The following is a 15751-nucleotide window of genomic DNA, read 5'->3' as shown; positions in this document are numbered from 1 at the left end:
CTGTGAGCGGTGACTGATTGCATGGCCGCACATCGGACATCTACTAAGGGGAAAAGATGGACATCTACTCTGGCTTGCTGGCCGCCTACATGGCAGCGATCGTCGGCATGATCGTCGTCGGCGTACTCGTGTACGTCGTCACGGCGTTCTTCCTATCGAAAGTCTTCGCCAAAGCGGGCGTGCAAGGCACCTGGCGTGCCTGGGCACCCGTCTACAACTTGATGGTGTTCTTCAAGCTGGGCGACCTCAGCCCCTGGCTCGTGCTCTACTGTTTCGGCGGCGCGGTGCTGCTCAGCTGGATCGGCATCGGCTTCCTGTTCTCTCTCGCCCTCTTCGCCGGCTCGGGGGTAGCCGCATACCGGATCGGGATGAAACTGGGCAAGGAGCCCGCCTTCGTCGCTCTCTGGCTGATCCCGCCCGCCTGGTTGGGCGTCGTGGCGTACGGCAAGCAGACGTGGAACACGAATGTGGCACCAGCCCAGTGGGCGGGCAATGCGTTCCTGGGCGATCGCACCGTGTGGGACGGGGTTCCTGCGCAGTCGACGGTCGGTAGCGGTGGTTTTGCTGGGAATGCTGGAGGTGTTGCTGGGAGTGCTGGGGCGCCCGGGATGCCGGAGCAGCCGGCCGGCGCGGAGTCCTGATCGGCTCGGCGCCCATGCGCGGCACAAGATGGATGGAGCAGATCCCATCACGATGATCGCCCCGCACGAGCCATCCTTGGTCACTGTCGCCTCGCCCTCGAGAGGGGTATAGGTTGTGGTTTTAGCGGGATAACTTCTGACTGTGGTCAGAGCGATGAAGTACTGCGAGCTCGCCGAAATGCTCATCGAAGCGGGATACATCCACTCACCAGGCCTGGTCCGCAAAGCACTGCAGTCGATCGAGCGGTCAAAGGAGGAGAAATGAACATCACCGTCACCGCGCACCGCTGGGAAGGCGGGTGGGAGCTCCACCACGGGGATGAACCCATCACGCAAGTATCCACACTCGACCGCGCATCCGAGCAGGTGCGCGACTACCTCGACACAGTCCAGCCCGACATCGACCATTCTTCTTGGACGATCACTGTGACTCCAGAACTGGGCACACTGGGCGAGGAAGTGGCCGCGGCACGCGCAGCCACCGAAGCGGCTTCCGAAGCATCCATCGCGGCCGCCAGGCAAGCGCGCGAGGTTGTTCGCCACCTCCGCGCTGCGGGGCTGTCGGTTACAGATGCCGCAGCAGTGCTCGGCGTCTCACGCGGCCGCATCTCACAACTCGCGAACGCATAAGCTCCGCACCGTGCACCCGTGCGGCGTGCCCGAGCCGGTGCTATCGCCCGGCGAGGTGGCACCGGGCGGCTACCGGGCGCAGCTACCTGGCGGCAGTTGTCGCGCGCACGCCAGCGACGACGATGCGAAGCCCTGCGTCGAATGCGTCGAGCCGCTCGTCCACCTGCGCCGGCGCGAGATCGACCGAGGCATCCGCGGCCCCCACTACTGCGGCGTGCATGCGCTGCTGTTCGTGAAACGTGTAGCCGATCACGAAATGCACCAGCGTGTCAGCGGCGACCTCCGCCGACGCCTCGTCGATGCCCAGCCCGCGTGCCGCCGACACGAGATGGGTGCGGCTCGGCAGCTCAAGCAACCCCAGCGCCAATGAGCTCGAGACGATCTCGGCGCCGTCCCGGTGGGCGAGCAGCCGCTCGTGCAGGGCGGTTGCGATCTCGGCGAGATCAGCGGAAGCATCCGCGTCGTCTACACCCGCTTGTGCGCTGACTATCTGCTCGCTTACGGCCGCCAACAGCGCCTGCTTGTTCGGAAAGTGCCAGTACAACGCACTGACCTGCACCTGAATTTCTTCGGCGATGCGGCGCATCGAGAGCCCGGGCAGGCCCTGCTCTGCCAGGACACGCATCGCAGCCGAGACGACATCATGCTTGCCGTTGCGAATTCCTGCGTCGCCCGCCTGAAGTGCGTTCATCCTGCTATCGTACTGAACATTGTTCTACAGAACAGTGTTCAGGTGAGCAGCGCCCAGGAGGAACCATGTCCGTATCCGCAACCCGCACCCACTTCCCGGTCTTGGCCGACCTCATCCCCGGCACTCGCGCGCGAGACGTCGCCCTGACGCTCGGCGGCACCGCCCTCATCACCGTCGCGGGATACATCGTGATCCCGCTGCCGTTCACACCCGTACCGATCTCGCTGGCGACGTTCGCTGTGCTCTTCACCGGCGCCACGCTCGGCCCGCTGCGCGGCGCCATGAGTGCAGGTCTCTACCTCACCCTCGGCCTCATCGGCGTCCCGCTGTTCGCGCACGGAGCATCCGGCTGGGCGTTCTCATCGTTCGGTTACATCGTCGGTTACGTCGTCGCCGCGCTCATTGTCGGCACGCTCGCCCGCCGCCGATCCGACCGCACCGTGTGGTCGACTATCGGCCTGGCATCCCTCGGGTCGCTCACGATCTACGCCTTCGGGGTCCCGTGGCTCGCGGCGTTCCTCGGCGTCGACCTCATCACCGCCATCACGCTCGGTGTTCTGCCGTTCCTCATCGGAGACGCCATCAAAATCGCTGCGATGGCCGGATTGCTGCCGCTCACCTGGCGCATCGTCGACCGCTCGTGCGGGCGCGACTGAGCGTCGGGCATCAACGTCTGACCCCGCCTCTACGCTCGACACATGACCCGATACCGCCTGCGCGTGACACTCGTCGGCAGCGACCCCGAGATCTGGCGCACGTTCGACATCGAAGGAACCACCAAACTGCGGATGCTGCACCTCGCGCTGCAGACGATCATGGGCTGGCGCGAATCGCACCTGCACGCGTTCATGGACGCCGACCCGTTTGGACGTCAGCTGCCCGAGCAGACGCGGCGCTGGGAATCCCCCGACTTCGAAGTCAACAATGAAGGCACCCTCTCCGAGGAAGACTTCACTGCCGGCGATGCCCTGCAGGCCGGTGGCCCGCTCTGGTACGAGTACGACTTCGGCGACGGCTGGATACACCGGCTCGACATCATCGAACAGCTCCCTTCCGACTCTGTCCTGACTGCGGTCGCCCTCGTTGACGGCGCGAACCGCGGACCATTCGAAGATTCCGGAGGGTTACACGGCTACGCCGAGAAACTCGCGATCGCGGCTGATCCGCAGCATCCAGAACATGCATCCATCACCGACTGGATCGACACGACCGTCGGGCCGTGGGCACCTCGCGGACCGGGGGCCTTCGACCTCATCGGAGTGCAGACAGAGCTGAACCTGCTGTTCAACCCGGGCGAATCCGGCATGCAGCCGTACGACATGTCTGGACTGGTGAAGATCGAAGCGCATCGCCGCCCCGGCGACGTGCACGAAGCGTCTCCGATCGCCGAGTTCGCATCCGTGCTGTCGCCGCCGATCCGCTCTGAGCTGCGTCAGCATCTTCATCGCACCGGCGTGCTCGAACCCAACGAAATCGATCCCGAGACTGCGGCGCGCATCATCCGTCCGTTCGCATGGCTGATGAAGGCCGTCGGTGCCGGCGGCCTCGATCTGACATCCGCCGGATGGATGCCGCCGGCCACCGTCCTGGACGGCATGACCAAACTCGGCTGGCTCGACGAATGGATCGGCAAAGGCAACCGTGAAGATCTCACCCCGCCGATGGCTAACCTGCGCGAAACCGCCCAGCGCATCGGACTCGTGCGCGTACAGAAGGGACGACTACTGCTGAGCACTGCGGCGAAGAAGGCATTGGGCGACCCGCACGCACAGTTGCGCTTGATCGCCCGCGGCCTGTACCGCAAACTCAGCGACGCCGAGACAGATGCCGCGGTGCTGCTCCTGCTGTCAATCGCAGACGGCACACCTGCCGAAGAGCGCTGGCGCTCGGTCGCATTCGGGCTCGAGGTGTGCGGCTGGCAGTCGTCGACGGGCTGGCGGTTCACACAGCAGGACATCGGCCACGCGACATTCCGCGCGCAACAAGTGCTCGATCAGCTCGGCGAGCTGTCCATGCGCGGCCGTTACCGAGGCGAGCAGGATCCACTCGTGGCAATGTTCGCCCGGGAGGCGCTGCGGTAGGGACGGCAGCCGCAGAACCCCACGCACTCATTCCCCACGCACCCTGAGCGTCCTCGAGTGCGCACAAGATTGATTGACACACCGCACCTCTCTGTGCCAACATCACGATATGAGCCAATCGATCGATCGATCGGGAACGTCAGCAGATGCTTCCTCCATCCAGCGCCCGTTCACTGACGAGATCATTACGCTGCTTGGTCAACTGATCGACGCACCAAGCGTCACGGGGCACGAGGATGTCGCACAAGAGTTGCTCGTCGACTGGGCGAGGCGTCATGACCTTGATGTACGCCTCGAGCACTGCACGCCAGAGTTGCTCGCCGCGATGCCAGCCCTGCACCACGAGCAGCGCATCGACGCACGCGCGAACGTCATCATCACATTCCCCGCTGGCGCGCCCATCGCCAACGCACCCGTGATACTTAACGGACACATCGATGTTGTCGCGGCCAATGAGCCGGAATGGCGCACCAACCCATTCGCATCACAGATCATCGACGGCCGGATGTACGGTCGTGGCACCACAGACATGAAGGGCGGGGTCGCCTCTGCCCTCGGCGCCCTCCGCATCCTTCAAGAATCCGGTACTGCCCTCCCCTTCGATGTAAGAGCAGAAATCGTGATCGGTGAGGAGAGCGGCGGTCTCGGCACCCTCACTCGCATCGCCGCTGACGAGCCGGTATTCGCGGTCGTGAATCTGGAGCCCACCGCCGCACGGGTTGCAGCAGCATGCGGCGGATGCCTCATGATCCGGGTGGAAGTCGAGGGCCGAGCCGCTCACACCTCAGTCCCTCACGAAGGCGTCAGCGCGCTCGACAAACTGATCCTCATCCGCGCCCACCTCATCGAGTTCTTCGACCGACGCCGCGCCAGCGTCGACCATCCGCTGTTTCACGAACTGCGCGACCCACTGCCTGGGCTCGTCAGCGTCTTGAAGTCCGGCGTGTGGAGCGCGACGGTACCCGATGCCGGTTTCCTCGAAGCCCGAATCGGAGTCCTCCCTGGCGAAACGATTCAGGAATGCCTCGCTGCCTTCCGTCAAGCTGTCGATTCTGTCGTCGAGGCCGACGACTGGCTCGCTGCCCACCCACCTCAAGTGACCATGATGCATGAAGGTTTCCCATCTTGGGAGACTCCCATCACGCATCCCCTCGTCGCCGCACTCAGCGCTGGCGCAAGTAGCGCAAATCTCAATCCGTCGCCGACGGCCGTCACCTTCGGAAATGATGGCAGCCACTATGCTGGCCGCGGCGTTCCGACGATCGTGTTCGGCCCCGGCGATATCCGCGAAGCTCACCAGCCCAACGAGTCGGTCGAAGTGAATCAGGTCGTGGATGCCGCCCACGCCATCGCATACGGCCTCATCAACCTCGGAGAGCGATCATCCGGATCTCCCACGTGAGCGCTCGCACCTGGTCTCGGGCTCTCACGCCCGTCATACTTACCGTTCCAGCGATTGCGCTCGTCGTGGGCGTCATGCTTGTACCTGGCGCGATCATGATCGCCGAGAGCATTGCCCTGCCTCTCGGCTTCGAGCGGTATCTCGTCCTCCTCGGAGACGGCGTCACAGTCCCCGTCATCCTGCGCACTCTGCTGATGTCCGCCTTGGCCGCCGCGTTCACCTTGCTACTCGGCTACCCATACGCCTACTGGATGCTGACAGGTAATGCCACCACCAAAAAGCTCCTCCTGCTCATGGTGTTGTTGCCGTTCTGGCTAAGCGTCATGGCGCGAACGTTCGCCTGGTTCGTGATCCTCCGCGACGGTCCCATCCACATGGTCTTTCGCCTGTTCGGTATCGACCTGCCGTCCCTGCTCGGTACACCGATGGGCGTCACCATAGCGATGGTGCAGGTGATGCTGCCGTTCATGGTGCTGCCTTTGTACAACAGCATGAAAGCAGTACCCGATAACCAGTTGACCGCCGCACGGAGCCTCGGGGCTTCCCGCACCAAGGCTTTTTGGATGGTCTTCTTCCCTCAGACAGGTAACGGCGTGATGGCTGGCCTGCTGCTTGTATTTGTACTCAGCCTCGGCTTCTACGTAGCCCCGGCCCTGCTCGGGTCACCCCAGCAATCGATGCTCGCTCAGCTCATCGCACGCAAGGTTCAGGTACTGCTCGACCTGCCTGCCGCCGGAGCACTGTCCGTGATGCTCATCATCGCACTCCTCGCGGTATCGCTCCTGTCGTGGGCGCTGGGCCGCATCGTTATGGGAAGGCCCGCCGATGCGCACAGCAACTAGCCCGTTCATCCGCATCATCGGCACCCTGACCGCGATCATCCTCATCGGGCCAGCCCTCGTCGTAATTCCACTCAGCTTCACCGACCGCGACAGCTTCCAGTTTCCACCCTCCGGGTGGTCATTGAACTACTACGAACGTCTGTTTACTGAGCCTGTGTGGGTGCAGAGCATCGGACTCTCTCTCATGCTCGCGATCGTCGTTGCCATCTGCACGACCGTGCTCGGCACGCTCGCTGCCCTCGGAATCAGTCGGTTGTCCGGCAAAATCGCGAGTTCCGTCCGCGTGGTCCTCATGGTGCCGCTCGTTGTGCCCGGCATCGTCGCGGCCGTGGCGATCTACCAGTCGTTCCTGTCTGCCGGTATCGACGGCACTTTCGGCGGGTTTATTCTTGCGCACACAGCGCTTGCCCTGCCGATCGCCATGGTGACCGTGACATCCGCCTTGCAAGATGTCGGCCCCAATCAGGAACTGGCAAGCCAGAGCCTCGGCGCTGGCCCCGTCGCCACCTTCATGTCTGTCACTCTTCCGCAGATCCGTGGCGGTGTAATCGGCGGCGCACTGTTCGCCTTCGTCACCTCTTTCGATGAGGTCGTCGTCAGTCTCTTTATCCAGTCGCCCTCCTTCCGGACGCTCCCTGTACAGATGTACTCGAGCGTGACCACAGAGGCCGACCCGACCATCGCGGCGGCATCCACTGTCGTCCTCGTTCTCACGACCGCACTGATCGCCACCGCGTTCAGAACGGGGAAGGTACAGACACCCTATGAATGACCAACTGGCCGTCGAGCTGAGCGGGGTGTCCAAGCGCTACCGCAACCAGAAGGACTACGCAGTCCGCGACGTCACCCTGCAAATCCAACCCGGGGAGTTCGTCAGCTTCCTCGGTCCTAGTGGCTCAGGGAAGACGACAACCCTCAACCTGATCGCGGGTTTCCAAGACCTCACCGACGGTGTTGTGCGCGTAGATGGCCGCGACATCAGCCGCGTTGCCCCCCACCGCCGCAACCTCGGCATCGTGTTCCAGGACTACGCCCTGTTCCCGCATATGACCGTGGCGAAGAACTTGGAATTCCCCCTGCGGCAGCGCCGAATCGCGCGTGCAGAACGAGCACGTCTCGTCTCAGACGCTCTGGATGCCGTCGACCTCACTCCCCTGGCCGATCGTCACCCCGCGCAGCTTTCCGGCGGTCAGCGGCAGAGAGTTGCCCTGGCGCGCTCATTCATCTTCGACCCTGCTGTACTGCTCATGGATGAGCCACTTGGCGCCCTAGACAAGTCGCTTCGGGGTCGAATGCAGGAGGAGATCGCTCGTCTGCACAAGGTAATCCGCAAGACGGTGATCTTCGTTACACACGACCAAGAAGAGGCCCTCGCACTCTCTGATCGAATCGCCGTTTTCGATGGTGGCTCACTCCAGCAGGTTGGCACGCCCGAGGCTCTCTTCAGCCGACCAGAGACCCTTTTCGTCGCTCAGTTCCTCGGCGAGTCAAGCGTGCTCTCCGGCCGCTATCTCGGCGGCGGGATGGCTGAGATTGGCGGCGCAAAGATGCCGGTCATTCTCACAGGAAACATTGCCGTTGACCAGTCTGTGAGTGTGATGGTGCGCCCCCACCAGGTATCCGCCAGCATCGATGCTGGCGGTCTCGACGCTGTTGCCATACGCCATCGGTACAGCGGCGCACAGGTCGTCGTCACCGCAGATACACCAGGGGGAGAAGTGCGCTTCGTCATCGACGTTGCTGCGCCCGTACCTCTCGCTGGCACACGCCTCTGCCTAACTTGGTCGGAAGGCTCCGCCATCGCCTATGCCGATGAGAACAACTGACATGCCGCAACTCATCGGAGTCATAGGGCTGGGCACCATTGGGCGGTCCTGGGCTCGAGTTTTCACCCGAGCTGGGCACAGTGTGATCGCTTACGACCCCTTCGCCACGGATGCCGGCGATGGCATCACCCTCATGTCAAGTCTCAACGAACTCGCCGAGTGCGTCTACGTGCAGGAATCTCTGCCGGAAAGCGTTGACCTCAAGCGCGACATGGTGCGTCAGATCGACGCTGCGCTACCCGCAAGCGTGATCATCGGGTCTAGCTCCTCGGCAATCCCAATATCAAACATCGTCGGCGCAGCATCCCACCCCGAACGTTTCCTCGTCGCCCACCCCGCCAACCCGCCCCATCTGCTTCCTGTCGTCGAGATTGTGCCGGGGCCAGCGACAAGCGAACAGGCAACGCGCATCGCCACCGACCTGATGTGGAGCGTAGGCCAGCGACCAGTCGTGCTGCAACGCGAAGTTTCAGGATTCGCACTCAACCGTCTGCAATACGCACTCTTCCGTGAATGCCTGCGTCTGGTGAACGACGGCGTGATCAGCGTAAGTGACCTTGATGCAGTCGTAACCGACGGGCTCGGTATGCGCTGGGCGCAGTTCGGCCCATTCGCGATCGAAGGCATCAATGGCGCAAGCTTTCGCGACAACTACGACAAGTTCCAAGGAACCATCGAGGCCCTTATTGACGAGGCCGCGGCGCCCGTGCAAATGACACCAGCGAAGTGGGAAGACCTCATCGCACAATCCGAAGCCGCGTACGGCAACGGCAGCACCGCTCCTCTGGCCGCGCGGCGCGACCGCTGGTTACACGCACTTGCAGACCTGAAACAACGATTCGAAGAACACGAACTGAAAGAGGTGGAAAGTTGACGAAGACAACACGGATGGCTTCAGCGGCCGGCTTCTCGATCGCCGCAGTGCTGACTCTCGCACTTGCGGGATGCGGCGCAGCTGCGTCCCCGGAGAGCGAAAAGCCCCCAGCAGAGAGCGTCACATACGTGGCGAACGGGGGAGCCACGCAGGATGCACAGCGCGTGGCGTTCCTTGAGCCATTCACCGCGCGCACCGGGGTGAATGTCATCGAAGACTCCCCTGTTAACTACGCCAAGCTTGAGCAAATGGTGAAGGCCAATCGAGTGACGTGGGACGTGTCGCTCTCAGTTCCCGAGTTCGCCGTACAGAATTGCGGCACGCTGCTCGAACCCATCGATCTGGACATCGTCGACACGTCACGGCTCGACGAAGGTCTCGTCTGGGAATGCGCAGTGCCGGTGATGAAGAGTGCGTTCCTGCTCGTCTACAACTCCGATACCTATGGCGCAGACGGCCCTCAGTCATGGGCTGATTTCTTCGATGTGAAGAAATTCCCCGGCAAGCGCAGCATGGCCGCGAACATCACGCAGAACGCCGCAATGGAGATCGCGCTACTCGCCGACGGAGTCGCACCGGAAGACCTCTACCCGCTAGACATCGATCGCGCGCTGGACAAGCTCTCGACCATCAAGGACGACATCGTGTTCTGGGACACCGGCGCCCAGAGCTCTGAGCTCCTGCAGGGTGGCGACGTCGACATGATGATTGCCTGGCCTGGGCGCGCTTACGGCGCCGCTGTCAACGGCGCCACGATCACGCCTGTATGGAACCAGCCCATCTACTTCGCCGACGTGCTCGTCGTTCCCAAGGGCACGCCGAATAAGGACGCGGCAATGGAGCTGCTCGCAGAAGCTGTATCCGCTTCGGCGCAGGAGTCATACTCGACTGCCGTTGCGTACGGACCCATCAACCTTGATGCCCAGCCCGATTTTGAGGAAACAGCTGAACTGTTCGTCCCGCTCGGCCAAGATAATGGCACCGGGATCACCCGCGACTACCAGTGGCTCGCGGACAACATGACTGAGATGCAGGAACGCTGGGACGCGTTCATCAACGGATGACCCCCAAGTGTCCCGGGGGATCGCACTCTCCCGGGACACTTTCACAACGTCGAAGGGACCGCAACAGCATGACAGACACCGAGTCGACCATGAGTCGAATCGAATCAACAGCGCTCGATCTCTTCTCGACCCAAGGGTTCGCTGGAACAGGCATCCGTCAGATCGCCACAGGTTCCGGTATCTCACTCGCATCGATCTATCACCACGTCGCCTCTAAGGAGCATCTGCTCTATGAGATTCAGCGGCGCTGCCTGACGCAACTACGCGACCGAGCTGAGCAGGTCGAACGTTCAGCGCCTTCACCGCTCGAGCGCCTCGATGGACTCATCCGACAGCACGTAAGGATGCACATCACCGAACGCAAGCTGTGTCTGGTGACCGACGAGGAATTGTGGGCGCTGCCCACAGACATGCATGAACAAATCGTTGAATTACGCGACAGCTACGAAGCCTTCTGGCGCCGTTGCCTCAGAGACGGACAAGCAGACGGCACCATGCGCATCACAGCGCCGTCCCTCACCCGACTTGCGTTGCTCGATCTGTGTACAGGACCAGCGCGCTGGTACCGCCCAGATGGCTCACAAACCGTGGATGAGCTCGTCGAATCTTACGCACGCATGGGCATCACTTTGGCCCGCGGCGACGCCGGCCACAACAACCAACCGTGAGAGGAAGGCCCCAATGGCCGCGGTACTGAACAAAGAGGCACTCGAGAACGGACCGCTGGTCATCCAGCGGCGCTACGTGCCTGATTCGCATGCCCACTACGCTGGCGGAATCACGGCGGGTGCTTATGCGATGGAGCTATTCGGCGATGCCGCGACAGAATTGAGCGTGCTGCACGATGGCAACGAAGGCCTGTTCGCCGGATACGACGCAGTGACGTTCCTGCAGCCAATCCTCGTCGGTGACATCGTGGAATGCCGTGCCGCACTGCTCTCGACAGGCACGCGCAGCCGTCGTATGGGGTTCGAGGTCTGGGTACAGTCGCGTCGACGGACGGGATCGACTGACGGTACCGCCCTCGTGCTCGACGAACCGATCCTCGCCACCACTGCGATCGGCACCGTTGTGGCACCGGAAAAGAGCAACTGATGACGATGCTGTTGACGCTCGCTCCTACTGGCGCAGAGACTCAAAAATCAGTTGCGACCGGCCTCCCCACCACCGTCGATGAGTTGGTTCAGGTTGCCTGCAGAGCCGAGCTCAGCGGTGTGGGCATGATTCACGTACATGTGCGCGATACGCTAGGCCGATCCACAATGAAACTCGAGGCTCTCACCGAAGCGGTTGAGGCGCTGCGCGCCTCAACCAATCTCATCATTCAGCTCTCCACTGGGGGAAGCACAGCCGATGCTTTTGAAGACCGGCTGGCGGCACTAGATGCTCTCCCCGATTCTTGCTCGCTTTCGATGGGATCGGTGAACTTCGGCAAAGAGATCTTTCGCAATCCATGGGAGCTAATAGTCGCTCTGCACGAGGGTGCTCGCGATCGACAGATTGTGCCAGAGTACGAACTGTTCGACCTAGGCCAGGTGGCCGCGTTACACAAGCTCCTCGAGCGGCACGGGTTGCCGTACGGTGGCAAAGTTCACTGCGACTTCGTGCTCGGAGTTCCTGGCGGAATGCCAGCAGACACGATGACCCTCGCTTACGCAGTCTCCCGCCTACCGGCAGCCGTGAGCAGCTGGTCTGCAACGGGCGTCGGTTTGCGATCTGTGCCAATCATGCTCGCCGCTACATCTCTTGGGGGGCACCTGCGCATCGGTATGGAAGACACACTCTCACTCGCGCGTGACGTGCCCGTCGAAGACAACCAACAGCTAATTGACCGCGCTCTCGGTGTGATCGGTGCGGCTGGGCAGACGCCAATGACAGTATCGGATGCACGTGCGATGCTCGGTATCCGACCGTAATGGCCTGGACGCCCAACAATTCACGCACTTAATCCCCCGGTAGACTGGATACGCCCCGCCGGCCCTGATCTTGGAGTGCGCGTGACCACCCCCACCCCTGAAGCATCCGCTCGTCAGCATGTCCCCGACTCCGTAGAGAACGCCGCGGCGACTCCGGAGAAGGAACAACCGTACGCTGCCCTCGGCCTCAAGCCCGATGAGTACGCGCAGATCAAAGAGATCCTCGGTCGTCGCCCCACGTCGGGCGAGCTGGCGATGTACTCCGTGATGTGGTCGGAGCACTGCTCTTACAAGTCGTCGAAGAACTACCTGAAGCGCTTCGGCGAGAAGGTCTCCGACGAGATGAAGGAACGCCTGATGGTCGGCATGGGCCAGAACGCGGGCGTCGTCGACGTCGGCGAGGGCTGGGCCGTCACCTTCAAGGCAGAGTCGCACAACCACCCCTCCTTCATCGAACCGTTCCAGGGCGCGGCCACCGGCGTCGGCGGCATCGTTCGCGACATCATCTCGATGGGCGCGCGCCCGGTCGCTGTCATGGATGCTCTCCGCTTCGGCGCGATCGACCACCCTGACACTGCCCGCGTCGTGCACGGCGTGACCAGCGGCATCTCCTTCTACGGCAACTGCCTTGGCCTGCCGAACATCGGCGGCGAGACGGTATTCGACTCCGTCTACCAGGCCAACCCCCTCGTCAACGCGCTCGCGGTCGGCGTGCTCCGCCACGAAGACCTTAAGCTCGCGAACGCCACCGGCGTCGGCAACAAGGTCGTGCTCTTCGGTGCTCGCACCGGCGGTGACGGCATCGGCGGCGCCAGCATCCTGGCATCCGATTCTTTCGACGACGGCGGCCCCACCAAGCGGCCCGCCGTGCAGGTCGGCGACCCCTTCGCCGAGAAGGTGCTCATCGAGTGCTGCCTCGAGCTGTACAAGGCCGAGCTCGTCGAGGCGATTCAGGACCTCGGTGCTGCCGGCATCTCCTGCGCCACCAGCGAGCTCGCCGCCAACGGCAACAGCGGCATGAAGGTCTCCCTCGACAACGTGCTGCTGCGCGACCCGTCGCTCACCGCTGAGGAGATCCTCATGTCGGAGTCGCAGGAGCGCATGATGGCGATCGTCGCCCCCTCCAAGCTCGACGCCTTCCTCGAAGTCGTGAAGAAGTGGGATGTCGAGACCTCCGTGCTCGGCGAGGTCACCGGCGACGGCCGCCTCATCATCGACTGGCAGGGCGAGCGCATTGTTGACGTCGACCCGTCCACCGTCGCGGTTGATGGTCCCGTCTACGACCGTCCGGTGGCCTACCCGACGTGGATCGACGCACTGCAGGCGGATGCCGCTGAACTGCTGCCCCGCTCTTCCGAGCCCGAGGTTCTTCGTGAGCAGTTCCTCGCTCTGGTCGGCTCCCCGAACCTCGCTGACACCAGCTGGATCACCAACCAGTACGACTACTACGTGCTCGGCAACACGGCTCTGGCCTTCCCCGACGACGCCGGCATGATCCGCGTCGACGAGGAATCCGGTCTCGGTTTCGCGGTCTCGGTCGACGCGAACGGCCGCTACTGCCAGCTTGACCCGTACGCGGGCGCGCAGCTGGCCCTTGCCGAGGCGTATCGCAACGTCGCTGTCACCGGCGCCACCCCGACCGCGATCACCGACTGCCTGAACTTCGGATCCCCCGAGAACCCCGAGGTCATGTGGCAGTTCGGGCAGACCGTCGACGGCCTGGCCGATGGATGCTTCGAACTGGGCACCCCGGTCACCGGAGGCAACGTCTCCTTCTACAACCAGACCGGTGACACTCCGATCCACCCGACCCCGCTGGTCGGCGTGCTCGGCATCATTGACGACGTCTCCCGTCGCATCCCTTCCGGGTGGCAGGACGAGGGGCAGAACATCTACCTGCTCGGCACCACCTCGACTGAGCTTTCCGGTTCGGCATGGGCCGAGACAGTGCACCAGCACCTGGGTGGCCTGCCGCCGAAGGTCGACCTCGCCGGCGAGAAGCGCCTCGCTGGTCTCATCGCCGCCGCGCGCGACGAATGGCTGATCTCTTCGGCACACGATCTGTCGGAGGGCGGCCTCGGACAAGCACTCGCCGAGGGCGTCATGCGTTTCGGCGTCGGCGCACGCGTCTGGCTGACCGAGATCATGGACCGCGACGGGGTGGATGCGGCATCCGCTCTGTTCTCGGAATCGACCGGCCGCGTCATCGTGACCGTGCCGCGTGACGACGACGTGAAGTTCCAGGGCCTGTGCGAAGGACGGGGCTACCCGGTGCTGCGTATCGGCGTCACCGACACGGTGTCTGACCTTGAGGTCACTGGGCTGTTCACGGTATCGGCAGAGGAACTGCGCACCACGTCGCGGGCGACGTTGCCGGCGGCCTTCGGCCCGACTGTCACCGAGCCAGCATGAGTGATCTCGAGCAGCGCACCGACGACGACTATGGCCGCCTCGGCGAGCCTCGCCACCGTCGTATGCGCATCATCGCGTGGGTAACGATCGTCTCGCTCATCCTCATCGGCGGCGGCTCCACGGTCCTAACTCTCCTATTCGGCTAGATCCCCCACGCCCCTTCCTCCCCCTCCTCCCCCTCCTCGCTATCTGCTTGCGAGTGGGCGCGCGTGGCTCTGTTTTTCGCGAAAAGTGAGCCACAAGTGGCCGCTCGCCGGGTGGTGCGGGCGCGGTCGGGCGCGCCGGGCGCGGGCGCGGACTCTTTCTCCACTGGCGTCGCTCACACGCGATCATCCACCGAACGCGTATTCGAGCGCCTCAATGCGGGTGGCCCCGTGCAGGATACGAGGCATCGCATATGAAGGAGGACAAAGTGAGCGAAGCCAAGTTAGACCTGATCGCAAAGCTGCTGGCGAAGGCAGAGAGTACGACTCCAGAAGAGGCCGAGGCTCTGACCGAGCATGCAGAACGGCTCATGGTGAAGTACGGCATCGAACAGGCCCGCCTCGACGCACGGCGTGCGCAGATCGGGCAGACGCGAGAGGAGATCATCCAGGAACGGATGCTGTTCACGGGTGTGTACGCGCGAGACATCCGTGAACTCGGCGGCAATGTCGCGTTCGCGCTCGGATCGATCCGCCCGATGCAGGCGGAGCATCCAGGCGGGGGAATGATTCTATACTTCGTCGGTTTCACGTCCGATGTGCACCAGGCGAAGATTCTCACCGCGAGCCTGCAGGTGCAGGCGATGGTCGCGATGAGGGCATGGTGGGCGGGTCAACGGGAGCTGTACCGCCGACACTCGGAGAGCGAGAAGCGGCGGGCGCGCAGCGGGTTCATCCGGGGATTCGGAATCGGTGCGTCACAGCGCCTCCGCGAGAGTCGGCGTGTGATCATCGAGGAGTCGAGCACCGGGACCGACGTCGTTCTTGCCTCTCGTCGCGACCAGGTGGACACGTTCTTCAACGACATCCCGCACGTCAGGGCGCGCGCACGTCAGGGTGCCGATCTCTCTGCCTTCACTCATGGGCACAGGTCGGGTCGTGACGCGAATACCGGCGGGAAGTCCCTTACTGCTGGCCGGGGCCTTCCGCGCTGAGGCACAGCCCTCCCAGCGCTCACGCCTCCCACACCTCCGGCGAGTGGGCGATGGTGGCTCGGAATTCGCGCGAAACAGAGCCACGCGCACCCACTCGCAAGGGAGGCAGGTGAGTGCATCCACCTAGATATCCCAGGGGTGCAAGTTGTCAAGCCGCGAGGGCGTGTTGGTGCGCCCAGGCAAGTTCCTCGTCGTATGGGGTGTGGTGTCGGAGGCAGCCGTCGAGGATGCCAA

The 15751-nt window shown here is 63.2% G+C and carries 17 protein-coding genes; 16 read left to right on the top strand and 1 reads right to left on the bottom strand.

Annotation, left to right across the window (positions count from 1 at the left end):
• Positions 1–56: 56 nt before the first annotated feature.
• Together ACSU1G_RS11005 and ACSU1G_RS11000 are read left to right on the top strand one after the other, a co-directional pair.
• Complete coding sequence (locus ACSU1G_RS11005; protein WP_439279989.1) at positions 57–641, top strand: large exoprotein; 585 nt, start codon at positions 57–59, stop codon at positions 639–641.
• A 261-nt stretch (positions 642–902) separates the two neighbouring features.
• Positions 903–1271 carry an antitoxin HicB gene (locus ACSU1G_RS11000; protein WP_439279988.1) on the top strand — a complete coding sequence of 123 codons (369 nt, stop codon included), beginning with the start codon at positions 903–905 and terminating at the stop codon, positions 1269–1271.
• Between the two features lie 82 nt (positions 1272–1353).
• Here ACSU1G_RS11000 and ACSU1G_RS10995 read toward each other — a convergent pair whose 3' ends face one another.
• Positions 1354–1962 (bottom strand): TetR/AcrR family transcriptional regulator, encoded by a 609-nt coding sequence (locus tag ACSU1G_RS10995; RefSeq protein ID WP_439279987.1) that lies wholly within the window; start codon positions 1960–1962, stop codon positions 1354–1356.
• A 65-nt stretch (positions 1963–2027) separates the two neighbouring features.
• Here ACSU1G_RS10995 and ACSU1G_RS10990 point away from each other — a divergent pair, with 65 nt between their 5' ends.
• The 14 genes from ACSU1G_RS10990 (at position 2028) to ACSU1G_RS10925 (ending at position 15517) form a co-directional block, all read left to right on the top strand.
• Positions 2028–2618 carry a biotin transporter BioY gene (locus ACSU1G_RS10990; RefSeq protein ID WP_439279986.1) on the top strand — a complete coding sequence of 197 codons (591 nt, stop codon included), beginning with the start codon at positions 2028–2030 and terminating at the stop codon, positions 2616–2618.
• Positions 2619–2660: 42 nt separating this feature from the next.
• Positions 2661–4043, top strand: coding sequence for a plasmid pRiA4b ORF-3 family protein (locus tag ACSU1G_RS10985; protein WP_439279985.1), 1383 nt, complete (start codon positions 2661–2663; stop codon positions 4041–4043).
• A gap of 109 nt (positions 4044–4152) precedes the next feature.
• On the top strand, positions 4153–5445 hold the full coding sequence (locus ACSU1G_RS10980) for a M20 family metallopeptidase (RefSeq protein ID WP_439279984.1): 1293 nt from the start codon (positions 4153–4155) through the stop codon (positions 5443–5445).
• A gap of 95 nt (positions 5446–5540) precedes the next feature.
• Positions 5541–6287 carry an ABC transporter permease gene (locus ACSU1G_RS10975; RefSeq protein ID WP_439279983.1) on the top strand — a complete coding sequence of 249 codons (747 nt, stop codon included), beginning with the start codon at positions 5541–5543 and terminating at the stop codon, positions 6285–6287.
• Positions 6271–7059 carry an ABC transporter permease gene (locus tag ACSU1G_RS10970; RefSeq protein WP_439279982.1) on the top strand — a complete coding sequence of 263 codons (789 nt, stop codon included), beginning with the start codon at positions 6271–6273 and terminating at the stop codon, positions 7057–7059. The genes ACSU1G_RS10975 and ACSU1G_RS10970 overlap by 17 nt, the downstream gene beginning before the upstream one ends.
• Positions 7052–8113: an ABC transporter ATP-binding protein gene (locus ACSU1G_RS10965; protein WP_439279981.1), complete on the top strand. Its 1062-nt coding sequence runs from the start codon at positions 7052–7054 to the stop codon at positions 8111–8113. Before ACSU1G_RS10970 ends, ACSU1G_RS10965 begins: the two co-directional genes overlap by 8 nt.
• Positions 8094–8987: a 3-hydroxyacyl-CoA dehydrogenase NAD-binding domain-containing protein gene (locus tag ACSU1G_RS10960; RefSeq protein ID WP_439279980.1), complete on the top strand. Its 894-nt coding sequence runs from the start codon at positions 8094–8096 to the stop codon at positions 8985–8987. The genes ACSU1G_RS10965 and ACSU1G_RS10960 overlap by 20 nt, the downstream gene beginning before the upstream one ends.
• 14 nt (positions 8988–9001) lie before the next feature.
• Positions 9002–10051 carry an ABC transporter substrate-binding protein gene (locus tag ACSU1G_RS10955; RefSeq protein ID WP_439279979.1) on the top strand — a complete coding sequence of 350 codons (1050 nt, stop codon included), beginning with the start codon at positions 9002–9004 and terminating at the stop codon, positions 10049–10051.
• Between the two features lie 68 nt (positions 10052–10119).
• A complete protein-coding gene (locus tag ACSU1G_RS10950) occupies positions 10120–10719 on the top strand; it encodes a TetR/AcrR family transcriptional regulator (RefSeq protein ID WP_439279978.1) in 600 nt (199 codons plus the stop codon).
• Positions 10720–10732: 13 nt separating this feature from the next.
• A complete protein-coding gene (locus ACSU1G_RS10945; protein ID WP_439279977.1) occupies positions 10733–11146 on the top strand; it encodes a hotdog domain-containing protein in 414 nt (137 codons plus the stop codon).
• Positions 11146–11967 (top strand): 3-keto-5-aminohexanoate cleavage protein, encoded by an 822-nt coding sequence (locus tag ACSU1G_RS10940; protein WP_439279976.1) that lies wholly within the window; start codon positions 11146–11148, stop codon positions 11965–11967. The genes ACSU1G_RS10945 and ACSU1G_RS10940 overlap by 1 nt, the downstream gene beginning before the upstream one ends.
• An 81-nt stretch (positions 11968–12048) precedes the next feature.
• Positions 12049–14379, top strand: a complete 2331-nt coding sequence (purL, locus tag ACSU1G_RS10935) for a phosphoribosylformylglycinamidine synthase subunit PurL (protein ID WP_439279975.1) — start codon at positions 12049–12051, stop codon at positions 14377–14379.
• Positions 14376–14525, top strand: a complete 150-nt coding sequence (locus ACSU1G_RS10930; RefSeq protein ID WP_439279974.1) for a hypothetical protein — start codon at positions 14376–14378, stop codon at positions 14523–14525. Before purL ends, ACSU1G_RS10930 begins: the two co-directional genes overlap by 4 nt.
• A gap of 266 nt (positions 14526–14791) precedes the next feature.
• Positions 14792–15517, top strand: a complete 726-nt coding sequence (locus ACSU1G_RS10925; protein WP_439279973.1) for a DUF2786 domain-containing protein — start codon at positions 14792–14794, stop codon at positions 15515–15517.
• Positions 15518–15751: the final 234 nt, after the last annotated feature.

The organism is Microbacterium sp. A93 (assembly GCF_051842835.1).
Note: the sequence above shows the minus strand (reverse complement) of the source record. Positions and strands in the feature narration are given on the sequence as shown.

Excerpts from the sequence above, each read along its gene's own strand:
- ACSU1G_RS11005 (WP_439279989.1), top strand. The coding sequence starts at position 57 with ATGGACATCTACTCTGGCTTGCTGGCCGCCTACATGGCAGCGATCGTC.
- ACSU1G_RS11000 (WP_439279988.1), top strand. The coding sequence starts at position 903 with ATGAACATCACCGTCACCGCGCACCGCTGGGAAGGCGGGTGGGAGCTC.
- ACSU1G_RS10995 (WP_439279987.1), bottom strand. The coding sequence starts at position 1,962 with ATGAACGCACTTCAGGCGGGCGACGCAGGAATTCGCAACGGCAAGCAT.
- ACSU1G_RS10990 (WP_439279986.1), top strand. The coding sequence starts at position 2,028 with ATGTCCGTATCCGCAACCCGCACCCACTTCCCGGTCTTGGCCGACCTC.
- ACSU1G_RS10985 (WP_439279985.1), top strand. The coding sequence starts at position 2,661 with ATGACCCGATACCGCCTGCGCGTGACACTCGTCGGCAGCGACCCCGAG.
- ACSU1G_RS10980 (WP_439279984.1), top strand. The coding sequence starts at position 4,153 with ATGAGCCAATCGATCGATCGATCGGGAACGTCAGCAGATGCTTCCTCC.
- ACSU1G_RS10975 (WP_439279983.1), top strand. The coding sequence starts at position 5,541 with ATGATCGCCGAGAGCATTGCCCTGCCTCTCGGCTTCGAGCGGTATCTC.
- ACSU1G_RS10970 (WP_439279982.1), top strand. The coding sequence starts at position 6,271 with ATGCGCACAGCAACTAGCCCGTTCATCCGCATCATCGGCACCCTGACC.
- ACSU1G_RS10965 (WP_439279981.1), top strand. The coding sequence starts at position 7,052 with ATGAATGACCAACTGGCCGTCGAGCTGAGCGGGGTGTCCAAGCGCTAC.
- ACSU1G_RS10960 (WP_439279980.1), top strand. The coding sequence starts at position 8,094 with ATGCCGATGAGAACAACTGACATGCCGCAACTCATCGGAGTCATAGGG.
- ACSU1G_RS10955 (WP_439279979.1), top strand. The coding sequence starts at position 9,002 with ATGGCTTCAGCGGCCGGCTTCTCGATCGCCGCAGTGCTGACTCTCGCA.
- ACSU1G_RS10950 (WP_439279978.1), top strand. The coding sequence starts at position 10,120 with ATGACAGACACCGAGTCGACCATGAGTCGAATCGAATCAACAGCGCTC.
- ACSU1G_RS10945 (WP_439279977.1), top strand. The coding sequence starts at position 10,733 with ATGGCCGCGGTACTGAACAAAGAGGCACTCGAGAACGGACCGCTGGTC.
- ACSU1G_RS10940 (WP_439279976.1), top strand. The coding sequence starts at position 11,146 with ATGACGATGCTGTTGACGCTCGCTCCTACTGGCGCAGAGACTCAAAAA.
- ACSU1G_RS10930 (WP_439279974.1), top strand. The coding sequence starts at position 14,376 with ATGAGTGATCTCGAGCAGCGCACCGACGACGACTATGGCCGCCTCGGC.